Raw genomic sequence first — 22,091 nt, 5'->3', positions numbered from 1 at the left:
AAGCGAGTCCGAAGAGGGCGGTTGAGTAGCGTGTTCAAGACCCGAAGCGGAGTGATCTAGCCATGGGCAGGGTGAAGCGGAGGTAAGACTTCGTGGAGGCCCGAACCCACCAGGGTTGAAAACCTGGGGGATGACCTGTGGTTAGGGGTGAAAGGCCAATCAAACTCCGTGATAGCTGGTTCTCCCCGAAATGCATTTAGGTGCAGCGTCGTGTGTTTCTTGCCGGAGGTAGAGCACTGGATAGGCGATGGGCCCTACCGGGTTACTGACCTTAGCCAAACTCCGAATGCCGGTAAGTGAGAGCGCGGCAGTGAGACTGTGGGGGATAAGCTCCATGGTCGAGAGGGAAACAGCCCAGAGCATCGACTAAGGCCCCTAAGCGTGTGCTAAGTGGGAAAGGATGTGGAGTCGCAGAGACAACCAGGAGGTTGGCTTAGAAGCAGCCATCCTTGAAAGAGTGCGTAATAGCTCACTGGTCAAGTGATTCCGCGCCGACAATGTAGCGGGGCTCAAGCACACCGCCGAAGTCGTGTCACTCCAGTATGTACCTCTAACGAGGGCTGGGGTGGGTAGGGGAGCGTCGTGTGCCGGGTGAAGCAGCCGTGGAAGCGAGTTGTGGACGGTATGCGAGTGAGAATGCAGGCATGAGTAGCGATACGTACGTGAGAAACGTGCGCGCCGATTGACTAAGGGTTCCTGGGTCAAGCTGATCTGCCCAGGGTAAGTCGGGACCTAAGGCGAGGCCGACAGGCGTAGTCGATGGATAACCGGTTGATATTCCGGTACCCGCTGTGAAGCGACCCACATCGAATCCAGTGATGCTAAGCCCGTGAAGCCGCCGGTGGATTCTTCGGATGAAGTCGGAGTGGTGGAGCCGGTGGCCCGAGCTGGTAGTAGGTGAGTGATGGGGTGACGCAGGAAGGTAGTCCATCCCGGGCGGTGGTTGTCCCGGGGTAAGGGTGTAGGACGTCAGGTAGGTAAATCCGCCTGGCTTGTGTCTGAGACCTGATGCCGAGCCGATTGTGGTGAAGTGGATGATCCTATGCTGTCGAGAAAAGCCTCTAGCGATGTTTCATGGCGGCCCGTACCCTAAACCGACTCAGGTGGTCTGGTAGAGAATACCGAGGCGTTCGGGTGAACTATGGTTAAGGAACTCGGCAAAATGCCCCCGTAACTTCGGGAGAAGGGGGGCCACGTCTGGTGATGGGACTTGCTCCTTGAGCTGGGGGTGGCCGCAGAGACCAGCGAGAAGCGACTGTTTACTAAAAACACAGGTCCGTGCGAAGCCGTAAGGCGATGTATACGGACTGACGCCTGCCCGGTGCTGGAACGTTAAGGGGACCGGTTAGTCATTCTTCGGGATGGCGAAGCTGAGAACTTAAGCGCCAGTAAACGGCGGTGGTAACTATAACCATCCTAAGGTAGCGAAATTCCTTGTCGGGTAAGTTCCGACCTGCACGAATGGCGTAACGACTTCTTGACTGTCTCAACCATAGGCCCGGTGAAATTGCACTACGAGTAAAGATGCTCGTTTCGCGCAGCAGGACGGAAAGACCCCGGGACCTTTACTATAGCTTGATATTGGTGTTCGGTTCGGCTTGTGTAGGATAGGTGGGAGACTGTGATGCTCAAGCGCCAGCTTGGGTGGAGTCGTTGTTGAAATACCACTCTGGTCGTGCTGGATGTCTAACCTGGGTCCGTGATCCGGATCAGGGACAGTGTCTGGTGGGTAGTTTAACTGGGGCGGTTGCCTCCTAAAGAGTAACGGAGGCGCCCAAAGGTTCCCTCAGCCTGGTTGGTCATCAGGTGGTGAGTGTAAGTGCACAAGGGAGCTTGACTGTGAGACTGACGGGTCGAGCAGGGACGAAAGTCGGGACTAGTGATCCGGCGGTGGCTTGTGGAAGCGCCGTCGCTCAACGGATAAAAGGTACCCCGGGGATAACAGGCTGATCTTCCCCAAGAGTCCATATCGACGGGATGGTTTGGCACCTCGATGTCGGCTCGTCGCATCCTGGGGCTGGAGTCGGTCCCAAGGGTTGGGCTGTTCGCCCATTAAAGCGGTACGCGAGCTGGGTTTAGAACGTCGTGAGACAGTTCGGTCCCTATCCGCTGCGCGCGTAGGAGTCTTGAGAAGGGCTGTCCCTAGTACGAGAGGACCGGGACGGACGGACCTCTGGTGTGCCAGTTGTTCTGCCAAGGGCATGGCTGGTTGGCTACGTTCGGGAGGGATAACCGCTGAAAGCATCTAAGCGGGAAGCCTGCTTCGAGATGAGGACTCCCACCCCCGTTGAGGGGTTAAGGCTCCCGGTAGACGACCGGGTTGATAGGCCGGATCTGGAAGCCCAGTAATGGGTGGAGGTGACCGGTACTAATAGGCCGAGGGCTTGTCCATAGAGGCTCGCGTCCACTGTGTGGGTTCTGAGACCACAACCAGGTCGAGAACCCGTAATTCCTTGCCCGCCTTTGGTGGCGTGTGGGGGGTTGCGGTTGTTCTCCCGGTGTTTGTGTGTTTCATAGTGTTTCGGTGGTCATAGCGTGAGGGAAACGCCCGGTTACTTTCCGAACCCGGAAGCTAAGCCTTATTGCGCCGATGGTACTGCGAGGGGGACCTCGTGGGAGAGTAGGACGCCGCCGAACAATCATTGAGAGCCGTGGGTCCCGATGTCAGATCGGGGTCCACGGCTTTTTCGCGTTCCGTCACCCGGAGTTCACGTCCACGCACCACCATGACGGGCATGGGGAACGAACTGAGAGACGCCGGCGTCGCCGCCGGGGACGAGGTGATCCTCCCGGGGTTCGGCGGGGACGAGGCTGCCGAGCAGGTACGCCGCCTGGGCGCGGTACCCGTCGTCGTCGACATCGATCCGCACACCTACTGCATCGATCCGGCGAGCGTCGCAGGCGCGTTGACCTCACGCACCTGCGCTGTCGCGGCCGTCGACCTGTTCGGCCACCCGGCGCCCACGGACCGGCTGGAGTCGGTCGTCGCCGGCCACCGTGCCCGGCTCGTCCCCGTCGGCCGCGACGCGGCCGAGTGCGCCGGGCCCACACCGCTCGAACTCGCCGCACGCCGCCGGAACGCGTCCCATCTGAACGCACGCCTCCGCGGCGTCGTCACCCCCGTCACGGCTCGTGGCGCCCAGCACGCCTACTCTGCGTACGTCGTGCGCGTACAGGGGAACGGACGGCCGGACCGCGACGCCTACCTGCACGCCCTGCGGGCCAAGGGGGTGGAGTGCCACGTACCGGTGAAGGCGCCGGTGCACCGGACGCCGGGATTCTCTCCGGGCGTACGTCTGCCCGTTGCCGAGGAGGCAGCCCATACGTGTCTCGCCCTGCCCCTGCACGCGTCCCTGACGAAGCGTGAGCTCCACCGCATCGTCGCGGCCTGCAACGCGCTGGGCGGATTGCTGCTGGAGCCCGCCTGCTGACTCCGGCCGACCTGCGCGGGCCTCCTCCCGGTGCGGAGCACTCCGCGCCGTCAGGTATGATCGACGACGTCGACGCGCCCCAATAGCTCAGTCGGCAGAGCGTCTCCATGGTAAGGAGAAGGTCAACGGTTCGATTCCGTTTTGGGGCTCCACGACGAAGGGCCTTCACCGCGCGCGGTGAAGGCCCTTCGTCGTACCGGGAGCACCGGCGGTGCTCCCGCCCGTCAGCCGGGAGCGCGCATGGTCAGGATCGCCATGTCGTCCGAGAGCGGCACGCTGGCGAAGTGCTCGACGGTGCGCATGATGCGCGCCGCCACTGCGCCGGCCGTGAGCCCCGTGCACGTGGAGAGCGCGGCGGCGAGGCCGTCGTCACCGAGCATGCGGGTGCCCTCCCGACGCTCCGTCACCCCGTCGGTGACGCACAGCATCACGTCTCCCGGCTCCAGCACGACGTGCTGCTCGTACAGTTCCAGGTCTTCCATGACGCCGAGCAGCGGCTGCGGTTCGGCCGCCGGTTCGACCGTGCCGTCCGGCCGCAGGCGGAGCGGCAGCGGATGACCCGCGCACACCACCTCGAGCCGGGCGCCGCCGTCGGGCTGCGGCCACAACTCGCCGTACAACAGGGTGAGGAAGCGGCTGCGGGCGCCCTCGTCGAGGATCGCGGCGTTGAGACGTTCCAGCACGGCGGGGCCGGCGAAGCCCTCGCGGGCGAGGAGACGCAGCGCGTGCCGCGCGAGGCCGGTGACGGCGGCGGCCTCCGGGCCGGTGCCGCAGACGTCGCCGATGGCGAAGCCGTATCCGCCGTCGCGGATCTCGAACAGGTCGTAGAAGTCGCCGCCGACTTCGTTGCCCTCGCCCGCGGCGCGGTAGATGACCTCGACCTCCATGCCGGGGACATCGGGGAGCCCCGGGGGAAGCAGGCTGCGCTGCAGGGACTGGCTGATCGCGGTCCGCTCCGAGTAGAGGCGCGCGTTGTCCAGCGCGAGTGCGGCGCGGCGGGACAGATCCTCCGCCAGCTCAATGATCTCCTGGCGGAACCGCTCGTCGGTCGGCTTGCCGAGGACGAGCATGCCGATGACCCGGTTGCGGGCGACCAGTGGCATCACCACGGTCTCGCCGCCCACGGCAGCGGCGGTGGCGAGTCCGGACCCCGGGGCGGGGTTGTCGTCCTCGCCGAGCGTCGCGCTGCGCAGCGAGGTGCGCAGCGCGGAGCCGTGCGCGGTGTCGGTCGGGGCGGTCCACAGCCGGGCGCCGGGCGCGGGCACCGGGTCCGGGGGATCGACCTTGCCGAGGAGGGCCTTGAGGCTGTCGATGCGCTCCTCGTCCTCGTGCAGCACGTAGGCGAGTGCGGGTTCCGAGCCCGGTTCGGCCACCGTGTAGACGGCGCACCAGGACGCCAGGGTGGGCACGGTCATCTGTGCCATCAGGGCGAGCGTCTGGTTGCGGTCCAGCGTGCCGGCCAGCAGGTCGGACGCCTCCACGAGGAAAGACAGCGAACCCCGGCGCAGCCGTTCCAGTTCCGTCAGCCGGGCGCGTTCCACGGCGAGGGCGATGCGGTCGGCGGCGAACTGGAGACGCAGTGCCTCCTCGTTGGTGTACCGGCCTGGCGATTCGGTGGCGACCCCCAGTGAGCCGGTGAGACGGCCCTCGACCTTGAGCGGGACGATGACCACCGACCGCATGCCGGTGCCCTCCAGCAGCGGCACGGCGCCGGGGACGACCGCCAGGTCCTCATGCACGGAGGGCATCCGGGCCGAGCCGTAGCGGCCGCTGCCTGCCTCGACGGGGACGCGGGCGAACCGCTGCCGCGCGGAGGTCAGGCCGGTCGAGGCGCGCACCTCGAGTTCGGTCTCGTCGTCGGTGGCCAGCAGGAGGTAGGCGGCGTCGCCGTCGAGCATGTCGCGTGCGCGCTCCACGGTGCGCTGGAGCAGGCCGTCCAGATCGTCCGGGGCGGGTGAGCCGATGAACACCTCGAACGGGTCCGCGGTCTGGCCTTCCCGCCCGTTCTGGGGGTCGCCGTCCCCGCCGTGTCCGCGCGGCGGCGACTGGAGCACGGCCCGTTCGTGGTCCCGCACGAGCAGACACACGGTTGACGGTTCGCCGTCGCTGTCGCGCACGCGCAGGTGCGACGCGTAGACGGCGACCGTCCGGCCGTCGGTGTCCCGCATGCCGTACGACCCCTCCCAGCGGGAGAGCTGGAGGGCCTCGGCGATGCCGGTGCCCGTGCCGGGGGTGTGCGGCCAGGCGGCCAGGTCGGTGAGCGGTTTGCCCACGACCTGTTCGGCGGTGTAGCCGAAGAGTTCCGTCGCGTCCTCGTTCCAGGAGCCGACGGCTCCGCCGCGGTCGACCTGGATGACCGCGACGTGCACGCGGTGTGCGGCGACCGGCAGGGCGGCGTCGGGGAGGGCGGGGCCGGCGGCGCGGGTGCCGACGGGACGCTCCGGCAGGTCCAGGCGGAACCAGACGCGCTTGTCGGCCGCCGCGTAGTCGACGCCCCAGCGGGAGGCGAGCGCGGCGCACAGCAGCAGGCCGCGCCCGCCCTCGCGGTCGGGGTTGCCGTGCGGCTGGCCGGCGTCGTGCAGCGGCAGCTCCCGCTCGGGGTAGTGGTCGACGACCTCGACGCGCACGGTGTCCTCCTCGCGGAGGCAGATCACCTCGGCGGAGGTGCCGGCGTGGATGACGGCGTTGGTGACCAGTTCGCTGGTGAGGACGACCGCGTCGTCCACGATCTCTCCGAGGCCCCAGCCCTGGAGGGTGTCCCGTACGAAGCCGCGGGCCACCGCGACGGATCGGCCGACGGGCTCGAAGGTGGCCGCGGCTCGTGCGGTGATCACTGCTCTCCCTGAAGGTTTCTGTTCGCTGCCCGTGTCCGCGGGTGTGCGCTGCGCACCGATCGCCGCCGTCCGCCCCTGCTCGGCGCTCTGCTCTGGCATTCCCCGAGGCCCCTCCGTTGCCTTCCACTCACTCCACCGCCCCGGCCCGGTGTTGCGGGGCGTTGGACAGCCGGATGCCAGGTTACTTACGTTCGCAGGGTGCGCGGGTGCCGGTCGGGGGTGTTTCCCCCCTACTCGGCGCCCGGGCCCGGTGGTGTGCCATGCTGCCGAACTGTTATCGCCTCGTTCCGGCAGGGTGAAACACTGGGAAGGTTCGGAGCACCAGCCCGTTTCGGCGGTCGACCCTCGGGAGGGACACGGTGGAGTCTGGCGCAGCGGCGCGTGGCACCGGCACGCGCGCGAAAGGCGGACGCACCCGGAAGAGCGGGACGCTCGAGGTGGACGCCGCGGCTGTCAACAGACTGTTGACCGCGTTGACCGCCATGCGGGACGGGAACTTCCGCAAGCGTCTCACCGTGACCGGGGACGGTCCGATGGCGGAGATCGCCGCCGTCTTCAACGAAGTGGCGGACCGCAACCTGCACCTCACCAGCGAGCTGGCACGTGTCCGCCGGGTGGTGGGCCGCGAGGGCAAGCTCACCGAGCGGCTGGAGAGCGGCGCCTTCGAGGGCGCCTGGGGCTCGGCCGTCGACGCGTCGAACGCCCTGGTCGACGATCTGGTGCGTCCGGTGTCCGAGGTGGGCCGGGTGCTGACGGCGGTGGCGGAGGGCGACCTGGAGCAGCGGATGGACCTGCGGGTCCAGGGCTCCGACGGGCCGGCGCAGCCGCTGCGCGGCGAGTTTCTCAGGGTCGGCAAGACGGTGAACGGGCTGGTCGATCAGCTCTCGGCGTTCACCGACGAGGTCACCCGGGTGGCCAGCGAGGTGGGCACCGAGGGCAAGCTGGGCGGCCAGGCGAAGGTACGCGGCATGTCGGGGTCCTGGAAGGACCTCACGGACTCCGTCAACACGATGGCGTCCCGGCTCACCGCGCAGGTGCGGGACATCGCGCTGGTGACGACGGCGGTGGCGAAGGGCGACCTCTCGCGGAAGGTCACGGTGCACGTGGCCGGCGAGATGCTCGAGCTGAAGAACACCGTCAACACGATGGTGGACCAGCTGTCCTCGTTCCAGTCCGAGGTGACCCGGGTGGCCCGCGAAGTGGGCACCGAAGGTGAGCTGGGCGGCCAGGCGCGCGTCCAGGGCGTCGCGGGCGTGTGGAAGGACCTCACCGACTCGGTGAACCTGATGGCGGGCAACCTGACCTCCCAGGTCCGCGAGATCGCGCAGGTGACGACGGCGGTGGCGAACGGCGACCTGTCGCAGAAGATCACCGTGAACGCCCGGGGCGAGGTCGCGCAGCTCGCCGAGACGATCAACGCCATGACCGAGACGCTGCGGACGTTCGCGGACGAGGTCACGCGCGCGGCGAGCGAGGTCGGCACGGAGGGCGTGCTCGGCGGTCAGGCGCAGGTGCCGGGCGCGGCGGGGATCTGGAAGGACCTCACCGACTCGGTGAACAGCGCCTTCCGCAACCTGACCGCCCAGGTGCGGGACATCGCGCAGGTGACGACGGCGGTGGCGAACGGCGACCTGTCGCAGAAGGTCACCGTGGACGTCTCCGGTGAGATGCAGGAGCTGAAGAACACCGTCAACACGATGGTCGACCAGCTTCGCTCGTTCGGTGACGAGGTGACTCGTGTCGCCCGGGAGATCGGCGTCGAGGGCGAGCTGGGCGGTCAGGCGCGTGTGCCGGGCGCCGCGGGCACCTGGAAGGACCTCACCGACTCGGTGAACACCGCCTTCCGCAACCTCACCGGTCAGGTGCGGAACATCGCGCAGGTGACGACGGCGGTGGCGAACGGCGACCTGTCGCAGAAGGTCACCGTGGACGTCTCCGGCGAGATGCTTCAGCTGAAGAACACCGTCAACACGATGGTGGACCAGCTGTCCTCGTTCGCGGAGCAGGTGACCCGGATGGCCCGCGACGTGGGCACAGAGGGCCGGCTGGGTGGCCAGGCCCGGGTGGACGGAGTCTCCGGCACCTGGAAGGACCTGACGGACTCGGTCAACTTCATGGCGGGAAACCTGACCTCGCAGGTGCGCCAGATCGCGCAGGTGACCACAGCGGTCGCGCGGGGTGACCTGTCGCAGAAGATCGAGGTCGACGCCCGCGGTGAGATCCTGGAGCTGAAGAACACCATCAACACGATGGTCGACCAGCTGTCCGCGTTCGCCGACCAGGTGACGCGGGTGGCGCGTGAGGTGGGCACCGAGGGCCGGCTCGGCGGCCAGGCGCAGGTGCCGGGCGTCGCCGGGGTGTGGCGCGACCTGACGGACTCCGTGAACGGCATGGCGTCCAACCTCACCGGTCAGGTGCGGAACATCTCGCAGGTCGCCACGGCCGTGGCGCGGGGTGACCTGTCGCAGAAGATCGACGTCGACGCCCGCGGTGAGATCCTGGAGCTGAAGACGACCATCAACACGATGGTCGACCAGCTCTCCTCCTTCGCGGAGCAGGTGACGCGGGTGGCGCGTGAGGTGGGCACCGAGGGCATCCTCGGCGGCCAGGCGGAGGTCAAGGGCGTCTCCGGTACCTGGAAGGACCTCACCCAGTCGGTGAACTTCATGGCGAACAACCTGACCTCCCAGGTCCGGAACATCGCCGAGGTCACCACTGCCGTCGCGCAGGGCGACCTGTCGAAGAAGATCACCGTCGACGCCAAGGGCGAGATCCTCGCCCTGGTGACGACCGTGAACACGATGGTGGACCAGCTGTCGTCGTTCGCGGAGCAGGTGACGCGGGTGGCACGTGAGGTGGGCACCGAGGGCATCCTCGGCGGCCAGGCCCGCGTGCGGGACGTCTCCGGTATCTGGAAGGACCTCACCGACAACGTCAACCTGATGGCGAACAACCTGACCGGCCAGGTGCGGAACATCTCGCAGGTCGCCACGGCGGTCGCCAACGGCGACCTGACCAAGAAGGTCACCGTCGAGGCCAGTGGCGAGGTCGCGCAGCTCGCCGACACCGTGAACACGATGGTGACGACGCTGTCGTCGTTCGCCGACCAGGTGACGCGGGTGGCCCGCGAGGTGGGCACGGACGGTGTCCTGGGCGGCCAGGCCCGGGTGGCCGGTGTGGCCGGCACCTGGAAGGACCTCACCGAGTCGGTGAACTCGATGGCGTCCAACCTGACCGGTCAGGTGCGCAACATCGCCATGGTCACCACCGCCATCGCCAAGGGCGACCTCACCAAGAAGATCGACATCGAGGCGAACGGCGAGATTCTGGAGCTGAAGACGACCATCAACACGATGGTCGACCAGCTGTCGCTCTTCGCGGAGCAGGTGACGCGGGTGGCCCGCGAGGTGGGTACCGAGGGGCAGCTCGGCGGCCAGGCGCGCGTGCGGGACGTGGCCGGCACCTGGCAGGACCTCACCGAGTCGGTGAACGAGATGGCGGGGAACCTGACCCGCCAGGTGCGCGCGATCGCCGAGGTCGCCACTGCGGTGACCCGCGGCGACCACAACGTGCGTATCGACGTGGATGCCGCCGGGGAGATCCTGGAGCTGCAGGGCTACATCAACACCATGATCACCAACCTGCGCGAGACCACCCTGGCCAACACCGACCAGGACTGGCTCAAGGGCAACCTGGCCCGGATCTCCGCGCTGATGCAGGGCCGTCGCGACCTGAAGGACGTCGCCGGTCTGATCATGTCCGAGCTGACCCCGGTGGTCTCCGCGCAGCACGGCGCGTTCTTCGTCGCGGTGCCCGGCAGCGACCCGGAGGACGCCCGGATCGGCGCCGACCGCATCGGTGCCGGCGACATCGGCGCCTCGGAAGGCGGCCAGGCCTCCTACGAGCTGCGGATGCTGGGCAGCTACGGCTATTCCATGGGTGGCATGCCCACCACCTTCGGGCCGGGCGAGTCGCTCATCGGCACCGCCGCCGAGGAGAAGCGCACCATCCTGGTGGAGAACGCGCCGCCCGGCTACCTGAAGATCTCCTCCGGGCTCGGCGAGGCGCCGCCCGCGCACGTGATCGTGCTGCCGGTCATCTTCGAGGGCCTGGTGCTCGGCGTCGTGGAGCTGGCCGCGTTCCAACCGTTCACTCAGATCCAGAAGGACTTCCTCAGCCAGATCGCCGAGGTCATCGCGACCAGCGTCAACACCATCAGCGTCAACACCAAGACCGAGGTGCTGCTGCGCCAGTCGCAGGAGCTGACGGAGCAGCTCAAGGAGCGCTCGGGCGAGCTGGAGAGCCGGCAGAAGGCGCTGGAGGAGTCCAACAGCCAGCTCGAGGAGAAGGCGGCGCAGCTCGCGCAGACCAACAGCGACATCGAGATCAAGAACCGGGAGATCGAGGAGGCCCGGCAGGTCCTCGAGGAGCGTGCCGAACAGCTGTCGGTCTCCATGCGCTACAAGTCCGAGTTCCTGGCGAACATGTCGCACGAGTTGCGCACTCCGCTGAACTCGCTGCTGATCCTCGCCAAGCTGCTCGCCGACAACGCGGAGGGCAACCTCTCCCCTAAGCAGGTCGAGTTCGCCGAGACCATCCACGGGGCCGGCTCCGACCTTCTGCAGCTCATCAACGACATCCTGGACCTGTCGAAGGTCGAGGCGGGCAAGATGGACGTCAGCCCGACGCGCATCGCGCTCGTCCAGCTCGTCGACTACGTCGAGGCCACCTTCCGGCCGCTGACCGCGGAGAAGGGGCTCGACTTCTCCGTCCGGGTGTCCCCCGAACTACCCGCGACGCTGCACACCGACGAGCAGCGGCTGCTCCAGGTGCTGCGTAACCTGCTGTCGAACGCGGTGAAGTTCACCGACGCGGGTGCCGTGGAGCTGGTGATCCGCTCCGCGCGGGATGACGTGCCGAATGCCATCCGGGAACAGATGCTGGAGCACGGCGCGCTGCGCGACGCGGACGCCGAGCTGATCGCGTTCTCCGTGACGGACACCGGCATTGGTATCGCGGCCGGCAAGATGCGCGTCATCTTCGAGGCGTTCAAGCAGGCGGACGGCACCACCAGCCGCAAGTACGGCGGCACCGGCCTGGGCCTGTCGATCAGCCGGGAGATCGCCCGCCTCCTCGGCGGCGAGATCTACGCCGCCAGTGAGCCCGGCCGCGGCTCCACGTTCACCCTGTACCTGCCGCTGCACCCGCTGGAGCTGCCCCCGCAGGGGTACGCGCAGATCGACGCGGCCCTCGCGCTCACCGCGGCGCCGGAGCCGGTGTCCGTGGAACCTGCCGGGACCTCACCGACGCAGCGCACCGCCGAGGGGGCCGAGGGTTCCAACGCCGCTGAGGACCCCGCCCGACGCGAGGCCGCCGAAGCACCGGTCGAGGGACCGGGATCCACGGAGGGCGCGCCGGCCCGGTCGGCGGAGGACGCGGCCGCCGTCGAGGCGGAGCGGGCCGCGGCATCCCTGGTCCGGCGACGGCGTGAGGCGGCGGCCGCGAAGGCCTCGCCGCGGGCGCTGCCGGCCGGAGAGGAGCCCGAGGCGGCAGAGGCGGCGGGTGGCCCCGGCTCGGACGAGCAGGGCACCGCGCCTGCGGAGGACGGCGCCGGGACCGCGGACGGCTGGCGGCACAACGGCCAGGACCTGGTCGCCGCCGGACCGAAAGCGGACTTCCACGGCGAGAAGGTGCTCATCGTGGACGACGACATCCGCAACGTCTTTGCCCTCACCAGCGTCCTGGAGCAGAACGGTCTCCAGGTGCTGTACGCGGAGAACGGCCGCGAGGGCATCGAGGTACTCGAACAGCACGACGACGTCACCGTGGTGCTGATGGACATCATGATGCCGGAGATGGACGGTTACGCGACGACGGCGGCGATCCGGCGGATGCCGCAGTTCGCCGGGCTGCCCATCATCGCGCTCACCGCGAAGGCGATGAAGGGCGACCGGGAGAAGAGCATCGAGTCCGGAGCGTCGGACTACGTCACCAAGCCCGTGGACACCGACCACCTCCTTCAGGTCATGGCGCAGTGGATGAACGCGCGTTGATGTGACACGGTGCGGGGTGGCGGGCCCGGTGCGGGACCCGTCCCGCACCGGGCGGCGTCGCTCTCGTTCCGGGCGGGGCCGTTGTGAAGTGGTCGGCCATGTGTGGGAACGTGTAAAGCTGGGGAACCTTCCGGTCCCCCCGCGCGTTCTTGCTGACGTGCACAGTGACATCACGGTGACAGGGTGTGGTGGCCGCCCGGCTGCGGCTACCATGACCGGCACAAGGACGGGCGGCAGAACGGAGCCGCTCCGTGGGGCGGAGACCGGTGGGCTGCCGGGACGAGGAGGACGGGCCATGGTGCAGAAGGCCAAGATCCTCCTGGTCGATGACCGGCCGGAGAATCTGCTGGCGCTGGAGGCCATCCTCTCGGCGCTCGATCAGACGCTCGTGCGGGCATCGTCAGGGGAGGAAGCGCTCAAGGCGCTGTTGACGGACGACTTCGCGGTCATCCTGCTGGACGTGCAGATGCCCGGCATGGACGGCTTCGAGACCGCCGCGCACATCAAGCGCCGGGAGCGCACCCGGGACATCCCCATCATCTTCCTCACCGCCATCAACCACGGCCCCCACCACACCTTCCGCGGCTACGCGGCAGGTGCGGTGGACTACATCTCCAAGCCCTTCGATCCGTGGGTGCTGCGCGCCAAGGTCTCCGTGTTCGTCGAGCTGTACATGAAGAACGTGCAGCTCCGCGAGCAGGCCTCGCTGCTACGCCTCCAGCTCGACAACGGCGGCGGCCGCGCGTCGGCCAACGGCGCCGGCGCGGCGGAGGAGGGCGGCCGGACCGGTCTGCTGACCGAACTCTCCGCCCGGCTGGCGTCCGTGGAGGAGCAGGCCGAGGCCCTGTCCAAGCAGCTCGACGACTCGGCGGACGCCGCCGCCGTCGCGACCGCCGCCCACCTGGAACGCAAACTCACCGGCCTGCGCAGGGCACTTGACGCTCTGGAACCGGGCTCCGGGGGTTCCAGCACCCAGCTCCCCTCGCAGAACTGACCGCCCCGCCGCCGTGCGGACCCGCGGGGCTCCCGTACGGCTGAGGCGTCGTCACGGAGCCCGAGTGCCCGCCCGGTCGGCGTCCCGCCGCCCTCCCGGGCGTCCGTGCCCCGGACCGGCAACTTCTGTAACCTCACCACCATGGCCTCACGTACGCCCGGCAAGGCTGCCGCCGGAAAGGCGCCCGCGAAGAAGCCCGCGGCCAAGAAGGCCCCGGCAGCGGGGAAGAAGGCCGCACCCCGGAAGGCTCCGGCGAAGAAGGCGTCCGCCGGACGCCCCGCGGCGAAGCCCGCTCCGTCACCCACCAGCGGCGTCTACCGCCTCGTGCGCGCCTGCTGGCTGGGCGTCGCCCACACCGTCGGCGCGCTGCTGCGCGGTATAGGGAGAGGCGCTCGAGGCCTGGACCCGGCGCACCGCAAGGACGGCCTGGCGCTGCTGCTGCTCGGTGTGTCACTGGTGGTCGCCGCAGGCACGTGGTCGAACCTGCAGGGGCCCGTCGGTGAACTGGTGGAGATGCTGGTGACCGGCGCCTTCGGCCGCCTGGACCTGCTGGTGCCGCTGCTGGTCGGCGGCATGGCCGTACGGCTGATCCGGCACCCGGAGAAGCCGGAGGCCAACGGGCGGATCGTCATCGGCCTCTCGGCGCTGGTCGCCGGCGTCCTCGGTCTGGTGCACGCCGCGTGCGGTGCGCCGGCCCGGGACGACGGCTCCGAGGCGCTCCGCGACGCCGGCGGTCTCATCGGCTGGGGTTCCTTCACTCCGCTCGGGTTCACCGTGGGCGAGGTGCTGGCAGTGCCGCTGCTGGTGTTGCTCACGGTGTTCGGTCTGCTGGTGGTCACGGCCACTCCGGTCAACGCGATCCCGCAGCGGCTGCGTGCGCTGGGCGTCCGGCTGGGGGTCGTCACTCCGCGACCGGAGGACGGCGAGCGGGACGCGGCGGAAGAGGGCCACGGTTCCGTGTCCGGCCGCCGCGCAGGCCCGGCGCAGGGTCTGCGCAAGGACCTGCCGCCCGAACTGGCGGAGCAGGAGGCGCTGGAGAGGCGCCGCCGCCGCAGGCGTCCTGCGGCGGCGCGGGACGCCGACGGTGCCGGACGGGATACGCTGTCCGGCGCGGACGAGGACGCTGGCTCGTCGGCCGCGTGGGACGTCGCCGCCGCTGCCGCCGCCTCACTGGACGGGGCCGTGCTGCACGGCGTGCAGCCCTCGCCGCTGGTCGCCGACCTCAGCCACGAGGTGTCCGACCGGCGACGCAGACAGCAGGAGTCCCTCGCCGACGACGCGGGCTCCGGCGACGGACGCTCCGAGGCGCGGGGCGCCGTCGTTCCCGGCGCGCGGGGCACTCGGCGCGAGGACTCCGGACGGACCTCCGTGCCGGACCTCACCAAGGACCCCGAGCCGCCGCGTACGGAGGAGGGGCAGACCACCCGCGCCGAGCAGCTCCAGCTCTCGGGCGACATCAGCTACGCGCTGCCCTCCCTCGATCTGTTCGAACGCGGCGGCCCCGGTCGCACCCGCAGCGCCGCGAACGACCACGTGGTGGACTCCCTGACCACCGTCTTCACCGAGTTCAAGGTCGACGCCTCGGTCACCGGCTTCACCCGCGGACCGACCGTCACCCGCTACGAGATCGAGCTGGGCCCGGCGGTCAAGGTCGAGAAGATCACCGCCCTGACCAAGAACATCGCCTACGCCGTCGCCAGCCCGGACGTGCGGATCATCTCGCCCATCCCCGGCAAGTCGGCGGTCGGCATCGAGATCCCGAACAGCGACCGGGAGATGGTCAACCTCGGCGACGTGCTGCGCTCGGCGCAGGCGAGCGGCGAGGAGGCGCCGCTGCTCGTCGCGCTCGGTAAGGACGTCGAGGGCGGCTACGTGACCCACGACCTGGCGACCATGCCGCACGTGCTGGTGGCCGGCGCCACCGGCTCCGGCAAGTCGTCCTGCATCAACTGCCTGATCTCCTCGGTGCTGGCCCGCGCCACTCCGGAGGAGGTCCGGATGGTGCTGATCGACCCCAAGCGGGTCGAGCTGACTGCCTACGAGGGCATCCCGCACCTGATCACGCCGATCATCACGAACCCCAAGAAGGCCGCCGAGGCGCTGCAGTGGGTCGTGCGGGAGATGGACCTGCGCTACGACGACCTCGCCGCCTTCGGCTACCGCCACATCGACGACTTCAACGCGGCCGTGCGCAGCGGGAAGGCCCGGACGCCGGAGGGCAGCGAACGGGAGCTGGCGCCGTACCCCTACCTGATGGTCATCGTGGACGAGCTTGCCGACCTGATGATGGTGGCGCCGCGCGACGTGGAGGACGCGATCGTGCGGATCACCCAGCTGGCGCGTGCGGCCGGCATCCACCTGGTACTGGCCACCCAGCGGCCGTCGGTCGATGTGGTCACCGGGCTCATCAAGGCGAACGTGCCCTCGCGGCTCGCCTTCTCCACCTCCTCGCTGGCCGACAGTCGGGTCATCCTGGACCAGGCGGGTGCGGAGAAGCTGATCGGCAAGGGCGACGGGCTGTTCCTGCCGATGGGGGCGAGCAAGCCGACGCGTATGCAGGGCGCCTTCGTCACCGAGGACGAGGTCAGCGGCCTGGTCGACCACTGCAAGGCGCAGATGACCCCGGTCTTCCGCGACGACGTGCTTGTCGGGCAGTCGAAGAAGAAGGAGATCGATGAGGAGATCGGCGACGACATGGATCTGCTCTGCCAGGCGGCGGAGCTGGTCGTCTCGACCCAGTTCGGGTCGACGTCGATGCTCCAGCGGAAGCTGCGCGTCGGCTTCGCCAAAGCGGGCCGGCTGATGGATCTGATGGAGTCACGTGGCGTGGTGGGGCCCAGTGAGGGGTCCAAAGCTCGGGATGTTCTGGTAAAACCGGATGAACTGGACGGAGTGCTGGCCCTCATCCGCGGGGAGACTGACTCGTAAGGGTGATTCGGGCAACCGTTTCCCGCGTTGATACGTCAAAGCGGAAAGAGGGACGGCTGCATGTTCCACCATCAGGTGGTATGCCAATCCTGATGGCGGACACCGTCCGCCCGCCCGCTTGCCCGACCCGAATGCAGCACCCCTAGACTGAACCTCCAGCAGGTGGCTACACGCTCGAAAGGCTCCCCCGTGTCCATCGGCAACGCTCCCGAAGCCCCCGAAGAGGACCGGCCCTCGGTCGGTCGAGCCCTCCAGAAGGCCCGTATCGACGCCCGGCTGACCGTGGAAGAGGTCAGTACGTCGACCCGCGTGCGGGTGCCCATCGTCCACGCGATCGAGGATGACGACTTCTCCCGCTGCGGCGGTGACGTCTACGCCCGTGGCCACGTCCGCACGCTCGCCCGTGCCGTCGGGCTGGACGCGGACGCCCTGGTCGCACAGTACGACGCCGAGCACGGCGGGCGTCCCGAACCCACTCCTGCCGCGACGCTGTTCGAGGCCGAACGCATCCGACCCGAGCCCCGCCGTCCCAACTGGACCGCGGCCATGGTCGCCGCCATCGTGGCCGTCGTCGGCTTCGTCGGCTTCACGCTGTTCACCGGGGAGGAGGGCGGCAACGGGAGCCAGGTCGCCCAGGAGGAACCGGCCGAGAAGCCCGACGGCGACAAGCCCGACGCCAAGCCCGATCAGAAGAAGCCGTCCAAGCCCGAGCCCGAGCCGTCCGAGAGCGCCATCGCCGGCGTCCCGGCCGACAAGGTGACGGTGCGGATGGAGGCCGACGACGGCAACAGCTGGATCTCCGCCACCGACCACACCGGCAAGCTGATCTTCGAGGGTGTCCTCAACGAGGGCGGCACCAAGACCTTCATTGACGACGAGCAGCTCGACCTGGTCTTCGGCAACGCCGGAGCCGTCAAGCTGTGGGTCAACGGCAAGGAGGTCGACCGGCTCGGCGAGGTCGGCACGGTGGAGCGCGTCACCTACACCCGCGGCGACCCCGAGCAGGGCTGACGCACCGCGGCGGTCCGTGCCCGGCGGCGACCGGGTGCGCGCCGCCGCGAGGGCGCGGCCGGAGCCGCGCGCCGGACGACGTAGGCTGAGGCCATGCCCGAACGCCGTACCGTCGCCCTTGTCACGCTCGGCTGCGCCCGTAACGAGGTGGACTCCGAGGAGCTCGCCGGCCGCCTGGCAGCGGACGGCTGGGACCTCGTCGAGGAAGCCGAGGACGCAGATGTCGCCGTCGTCAACACCTGTGGTTTCGTCGAGGCCGCCAAGAAGGACAGCGTCGACGCGCTGCTGGAGGCCAACGACCTGAAGGATCACGGCCGTACGCAGGCGGTCGTCGCCGTCGGCTGCATGGCGGAACGGTACGGCAGAGAACTCGCGGACGCCCTCCCGGAGGCGGACGGCGTCCTCGGCTTCGACGACTACACCGACATCTCCGACCGGCTGCGCACCATCCTCGCCGGCGGCGTCCACGCCGCCCATGTGCCGCGCGACCGCCGCAAGCTGCTGCCCGTCAGCCCCGCCGCACGTCAGCAGGCTGGTGCCGGGGTCGCGCTGCCCGGGCACGGCGACGCGGCCGCGCCCGCCGGCGAGGCGGTCGACGGCGCCGACGCCGCGGCCGCCGCACCCTCCGACCTCCCCGACGGCCTCGCGCCGGCATCCGGCCCGCGGGCCCCGCTGCGCCGCCGCCTGGGCAAGAGCCCGGTGGCCTCGGTGAAGCTCGCGTCCGGCTGCGACCGGCGCTGCTCGTTCTGCGCCATCCCCTCCTTCCGTGGCTCGTTCATCTCCCGTCGCCCCTCCGACGTGCTCGCCGAGACCCGCTGGCTCGCGGAGCAGGGCGTCCGCGAGGTCATGCTCGTCTCCGAGAACAACACCTCCTACGGCAAGGACCTGGGCGACATCCGGCTGCTCGAGACGCTGCTGCCCGAGCTGGCCGCCGTCGACGGGATCGAACGCGTCCGGGTGAGCTACCTCCAGCCCGCCGAGATGCGTCCCGACCTCATCGACGTGCTCACCGGCACCGAGAAGGTCGCCCCCTACTTCGACCTGTCCTTCCAGCACTCCGCCCCCGGCGTGCTGCGCGCCATGCGCCGCTTCGGCGACACCGACTCCTTCCTCGCGCTGCTGGATTCCATCCGGGCCAAGGCCCCGAACGCGGGTGCCCGCTCCAACTTCATCGTTGGCTTCCCGGGCGAGACCGAGGCCGACGTCCACGAACTGGAACGCTTCCTGTCCGCCGCCCGGCTCGACGCCGTGGGAGTCTTCGGTTACTCCGACGAGGACGGCACCGAAGCCGCCGGATACGAGGAGAAGCACGACCCCGATGTGGTCGCCGCACGCCTGGAACGGCTCTCCCGCCTTGCCGAGGAACTGACCGCGCAGCGCGCCGAGGAACGGCTGGGCGAGACCGTCCGGGTGCTGGTGGAGGACCTCGGCGACGGCCCGGAGGGCGAGGGCCCGGTCGGTCGCGCCGCCCACCAGGCCCCCGAGACCGACGGGCAGGTGCTGCTCACCGGCGCGTCGTGCCACGGCCTGGCCGTTGGACGTATGGTCGAGGCGAAGGTGGTGGCGACCGAGGGAGTGGACCTGGTCGCCGAGCCCCTGGCAAGCGAGAGCGAGGAGGCGACCGGATGACCGGAGTGCCCGCCTCCGCAGCCGGCGGTGGTCCCGTGGCGAAACCCAGGCCGACGACGCCGGTGCCCAAGGCCGGTCTATGGAACATCGCCAACATCCTGACCATGCTGCGTCTGGTGCTGGTGCCCGCCTTCGTGCTGCTGATGCTCGCGGACGGCGGGCACGATCCCGCGTGGCGCTCGTTCGCCTGGGCGGCCTTCACCGTCGCCATGATCACCGACCTGTTCGACGGCGAGCTGGCCCGCCGCCACAACCTCATCACCGACTTCGGCAAGCTCGCCGACCCGATCGCCGACAAGGCGATCATGGGTGCGGCGCTGATCTGCCTCTCGGCGCTCGGCGACCTCCCGTGGTGGGTGACCGTGGTCATTCTGGCCCGGGAGCTCGGCATCACCCTGATGCGCTTCTTGGTCATCCGGCACGGGATCATCCCGGCCAGCCGCGGCGGCAAGATGAAGACGCTCGCCCAGGGCGTCGCCGTCGGCATGTACGTCCTGGAGCTGACCGGGCCGCTGGCCTCGCTGCGCTGGTGGGTGATGGGCCTGGCGGTGGTGCTGACCGTCGGCACCGGTCTCGACTACGTGCGGCAGGCCCTCGTCCTGCGCCGGGCCGGCATCGAGGCGGAGAAGGCGGGACAGGGCGACCACGGCGGCGCCGCACCGGTGGCGGAGCCCCCTGGCACGGGGCGGGAACAGAACCGATGACCGCACCGGCGGGGGCCGGGGCCGCGCCCGAGGTCGCCGCCCGGCTGCTGGAGGAGCTGGTCCGCAAAGGTGAGACCGTGGCCGTCGCCGAGTCCCTGACCGGCGGCCTGGTCGCGGGCCGCCTCACGGCCGTCCCGGGGGCCTCCCGTGCCTTCCGCGGCGCGGTCACCGCGTACGCGACGGACGTCAAGCGCGACGTGCTGGGTGTGGACGGCGGCCTGCTCGACGAGCGGGGAGCGGTCGACGCGGAGGTGGCACGCCGCATGGCGGAGGGCGTACGGCGAGTGATGTGCGCGGACTGGGGCGTGGCTACGACCGGTGTGGCGGGACCGGACCCGCAGGACGGCAAGCCGGTCGGACTGGTCTATGTGGCGGTGGCCGGTCCCGGCCACCACTGCGCACCGGGGCCGCCCGGGGCCGAGGGACGCGTCCGCGCTCGGGAGTGCCGGCTCGACGGGGACCGGGCGGACGTCCGGGAGGGCGCCGTCCTCGCCGCGCTGGAGCTGCTGCTCGAGGAGACGGGCGGCCCCTGACCGGTGGATCCGGACCGTCGGGAAAGCGGGCCGGCACATATCCACTGGCCGGATTCGGCGTGCCGACGGCCCCGCAGGGTACGGAACATCCGGGAGCTGCGGGATGTTTGCAGCCCTGAGTGAACACGACATCGCTCCCCGCACGGCCACAGGCCGAGGGGGTACGGTGGAGGCTGAAGGGTGTGGGCCGCCCGGCCGTGCAGACGGCAGCCGGACGGCCCGCGACATGGGGAACGCAGAAGACGGCACGCGTTGTAGAGGGAGGAGCACCGATGATTCTGCTCCGTCGCCTGTTGGGTGACGTGCTGCGTCGGCAGCGCCAACGCCAGGGCCGTACCCTGCGCGAGGTCTCGTCGTCCGCCCGGGTGTCGCTCGGTTACCTCTCCGAGGTGGAGCGAGGCCAGAAGGAAGCGTCCTCCGAGCTGTTGTCGTCCATCTGCGACGCGCTCGAGCTGCGGATGTCCGAGGTCATGCGCGCGGTCAGCGACGAACTGGCGCTCGCCGAGCTTGCCGAGTCCGCCGCCAGCGACACAGTACCGGCGCCGATGCGTCCGATGCTGGGCCCGGTCGAGCGGATGCCGTCCGTCACCTCGGTGACGGGTGTGCCGGAGGAGCGCGTCACGATCAAGGCGCCCACGGAGGCCGTGGACGTCGTCGCCGCCTGACCACACCGGCCGGCGCCCGCCACACCGGCCCCGGTGCCGGGATGTGCGGGACCGTACGCCGTGAGGCGCGCACTAGCCCCAGCGGGCTCGGTGCGCGCCTCACGGCTTTCCGGGGCGGGCCGTGGGCGCCGGGCCGGAGCGTCCGGGACCCGGTCGGGAACGCCGCCGCTGTGGTCGCGCGGGCGCCGGCCGTAGGGGACCATCGGTGACGCGGCCGACGATCGCCGGGTGGCCGTGAGCCGTGCGGAAGGCGGACGTGCATGGGCATACGGGCGTCGCACCTGCTCCGCGGCCTGTGGTGGCTGGCCTGCGGAACCGGCGCACTCGTGTGGGGGTATGCGGTGTGGCGGCTGGCCGTACGCCCGGAGGACTGCGGGCCGCTGGAGGCGTCCGTGGCTGCGGGGGGCTGGGGCTTGAGCGTGGTGCCGGTGCACGTCACCGAACGTCGCCCGGCGCGGCGGTTCGCCCGTGGCCCGTCGCCGGCCGGGAGCCGTCCCTCCGCTCAGGCGGAAGGATCGGGCTGGCAGCGGGGGCACCAGTAGGCGAGGCGCTTCTCGCCGGACGGGCCGAACTCCGCCGACCGCACGGGGGCGCCGCAGCGGCGGCACGGTTCTCCCGCCCGGCCGTACACGTAGAGCAGTCGGCCCCGCGACCGGTTCCCCGTGGTGCTGCGGGCGCCGTGGGCCTTGTTGGCGTCCAGAAGCCGCCGGGCGACCTCCACCAGACGGTGCGGGTCCGGGGCGAGGCGAACCGGCGTCCACGGCGCCGTGCGAGCCAGGAAGCACAGCTCCGAGCGGTACACGTTGCCGATGCCGGCGAGGTTGCGCTGGTCGAGAAGCGCCTCGCCGAGCGGGCGGTCCGGGTCGGCCGACAGGCGGCGTGCCGCCTCGTCCGGGTCCCAGTCCGGCCCCAGCAGGTCGGGACCCAGATGGCCGACCGCCTGCGGCTCGTCGGCCGTGCGGAGCAGTTCGAGCAGGGGAAGGGCGTAGCCCACTGCCGAGACACCCTCGGTGCCCAGCACCGCGCGGATTTGGTGGCCGGGGCCCCCGGTCCAGCGGGCACCGGAGCGGTAGAGACGCCAGGAACCCTCCATACCGAGGTGGGAGTGCAGGGTCAGGCCGCCGTCCAGCCTGGTCAGGAGGTGCTTGCCGCGCGGCACGACCCCCAGGATGCGCCGCCCGGTGAGGTCCACGGTGGCCAGCCGTGGCACCCGCAGGTCGCTGCGCACGACCAAGGCGCCGGCCAGCGCTGTGTGCAGCGACCGCGCCGTGCGCCAGACGGTGTCTCCCTCGGGCATGCGCCCATGCTC

The 22,091-nt window shown here is 69.8% G+C and carries 12 protein-coding genes, 1 tRNA gene and 2 rRNA genes (1 of these 15 cut by a window edge); 13 read left to right on the top strand and 2 right to left on the bottom strand.

From position 1 onward, the window contains the following. The 4 genes from E4198_RS05045 to E4198_RS05030 form a co-directional block, all read left to right on the top strand. Positions 1-2,392 (top strand): 23S ribosomal RNA (locus tag E4198_RS05045) (it extends 735 nt beyond the left edge of the window). 128 nt (positions 2,393-2,520) lie between these two features. After that, a 5S ribosomal RNA gene (gene rrf / locus E4198_RS05040) occupies positions 2,521-2,637 on the top strand. Positions 2,638-2,735: 98 nt separating this feature from the next. Then, positions 2,736-3,431 carry a DegT/DnrJ/EryC1/StrS family aminotransferase gene (locus tag E4198_RS05035; RefSeq protein ID WP_136182105.1) on the top strand — a complete coding sequence of 232 codons (696 nt, stop codon included), beginning with the start codon at positions 2,736-2,738 and terminating at the stop codon, positions 3,429-3,431. Positions 3,432-3,507: 76 nt separating this feature from the next. Continuing rightward, positions 3,508-3,583: transfer RNA gene (locus tag E4198_RS05030), tRNA-Thr, on the top strand. Positions 3,584-3,655: 72 nt separating this feature from the next. On the opposite strand, the gene E4198_RS05025 is transcribed toward E4198_RS05030, so the two are convergent. Continuing rightward, on the bottom strand, positions 3,656-6,265 hold the full coding sequence (locus E4198_RS05025) for a SpoIIE family protein phosphatase (protein ID WP_247597561.1): 2,610 nt from the start codon (positions 6,263-6,265) through the stop codon (positions 3,656-3,658). Positions 6,266-6,624: 359 nt separating this feature from the next. On the opposite strand from E4198_RS05025, the gene E4198_RS05020 reads away from it, so the two are divergent. The 9 genes from E4198_RS05020 to E4198_RS04980 all read left to right on the top strand — a co-directional run bounded on the left by E4198_RS05020 (position 6,625) and on the right by E4198_RS04980 (position 21,324). Continuing rightward, on the top strand, positions 6,625-12,318 hold the full coding sequence (locus E4198_RS05020) for a HAMP domain-containing protein (protein ID WP_136182103.1): 5,694 nt from the start codon (positions 6,625-6,627) through the stop codon (positions 12,316-12,318). Positions 12,319-12,613: 295 nt separating this feature from the next. Continuing rightward, positions 12,614-13,312: a response regulator gene (locus E4198_RS05015; RefSeq protein ID WP_136182102.1), complete on the top strand. Its 699-nt coding sequence runs from the start codon at positions 12,614-12,616 to the stop codon at positions 13,310-13,312. 141 nt (positions 13,313-13,453) lie between these two features. Beyond that, entirely contained in the window at positions 13,454-16,240 is a 2,787-nt protein-coding gene (locus tag E4198_RS05010) for a DNA translocase FtsK (RefSeq protein ID WP_136182101.1), read from the top strand. 189 nt (positions 16,241-16,429) lie between these two features. Continuing rightward, a complete protein-coding gene (locus E4198_RS05005; protein WP_136182100.1) occupies positions 16,430-17,251 on the top strand; it encodes a helix-turn-helix domain-containing protein in 822 nt (273 codons plus the stop codon). A 93-nt stretch (positions 17,252-17,344) separates the two neighbouring features. Continuing rightward, on the top strand, positions 17,345-18,880 hold the full coding sequence (gene rimO / locus E4198_RS05000; RefSeq protein WP_136182099.1) for a 30S ribosomal protein S12 methylthiotransferase RimO: 1,536 nt from the start codon (positions 17,345-17,347) through the stop codon (positions 18,878-18,880). Beyond that, complete coding sequence (gene pgsA, locus E4198_RS04995) at positions 18,877-19,584, top strand: CDP-diacylglycerol--glycerol-3-phosphate 3-phosphatidyltransferase (RefSeq protein WP_136182098.1); 708 nt, start codon at positions 18,877-18,879, stop codon at positions 19,582-19,584. The genes rimO and pgsA overlap by 4 nt, the downstream gene beginning before the upstream one ends. After that, entirely contained in the window at positions 19,581-20,117 is a 537-nt protein-coding gene (locus E4198_RS04990) for a CinA family protein (protein WP_136182097.1), read from the top strand. The genes pgsA and E4198_RS04990 overlap by 4 nt, the downstream gene beginning before the upstream one ends. Positions 20,118-20,389: 272 nt before the next feature. Further along, the gene (locus E4198_RS04985; protein ID WP_027763109.1) at positions 20,390-20,782 is read left to right on the top strand and encodes a helix-turn-helix transcriptional regulator; all 393 of its coding nucleotides are present in this window, start codon (positions 20,390-20,392) and stop codon (positions 20,780-20,782) included. A 260-nt stretch (positions 20,783-21,042) separates the two neighbouring features. Next, positions 21,043-21,324, top strand: a complete 282-nt coding sequence (locus E4198_RS04980; RefSeq protein ID WP_136182096.1) for a hypothetical protein — start codon at positions 21,043-21,045, stop codon at positions 21,322-21,324. On the opposite strand, the gene E4198_RS04975 is transcribed toward E4198_RS04980, so the two are convergent. After that, positions 21,285-22,079: a DNA-formamidopyrimidine glycosylase family protein gene (locus tag E4198_RS04975; RefSeq protein ID WP_136182095.1), complete on the bottom strand. Its 795-nt coding sequence runs from the start codon at positions 22,077-22,079 to the stop codon at positions 21,285-21,287. The two genes, E4198_RS04980 and E4198_RS04975, sit on opposite strands and share 40 nt — an antisense overlap. Between the last annotated feature and the right edge of the window lie 12 nt (positions 22,080-22,091).

The sequence above is a fragment of the Streptomyces sp. RKND-216 genome, from assembly GCF_004795255.1.
GTDB classification, from domain to species: Bacteria; Actinomycetota; Actinomycetes; order Streptomycetales; family Streptomycetaceae; genus Streptomyces; species Streptomyces hazeniae.
Note: the sequence above shows the minus strand (reverse complement) of the source record. Positions and strands in the feature narration are given on the sequence as shown.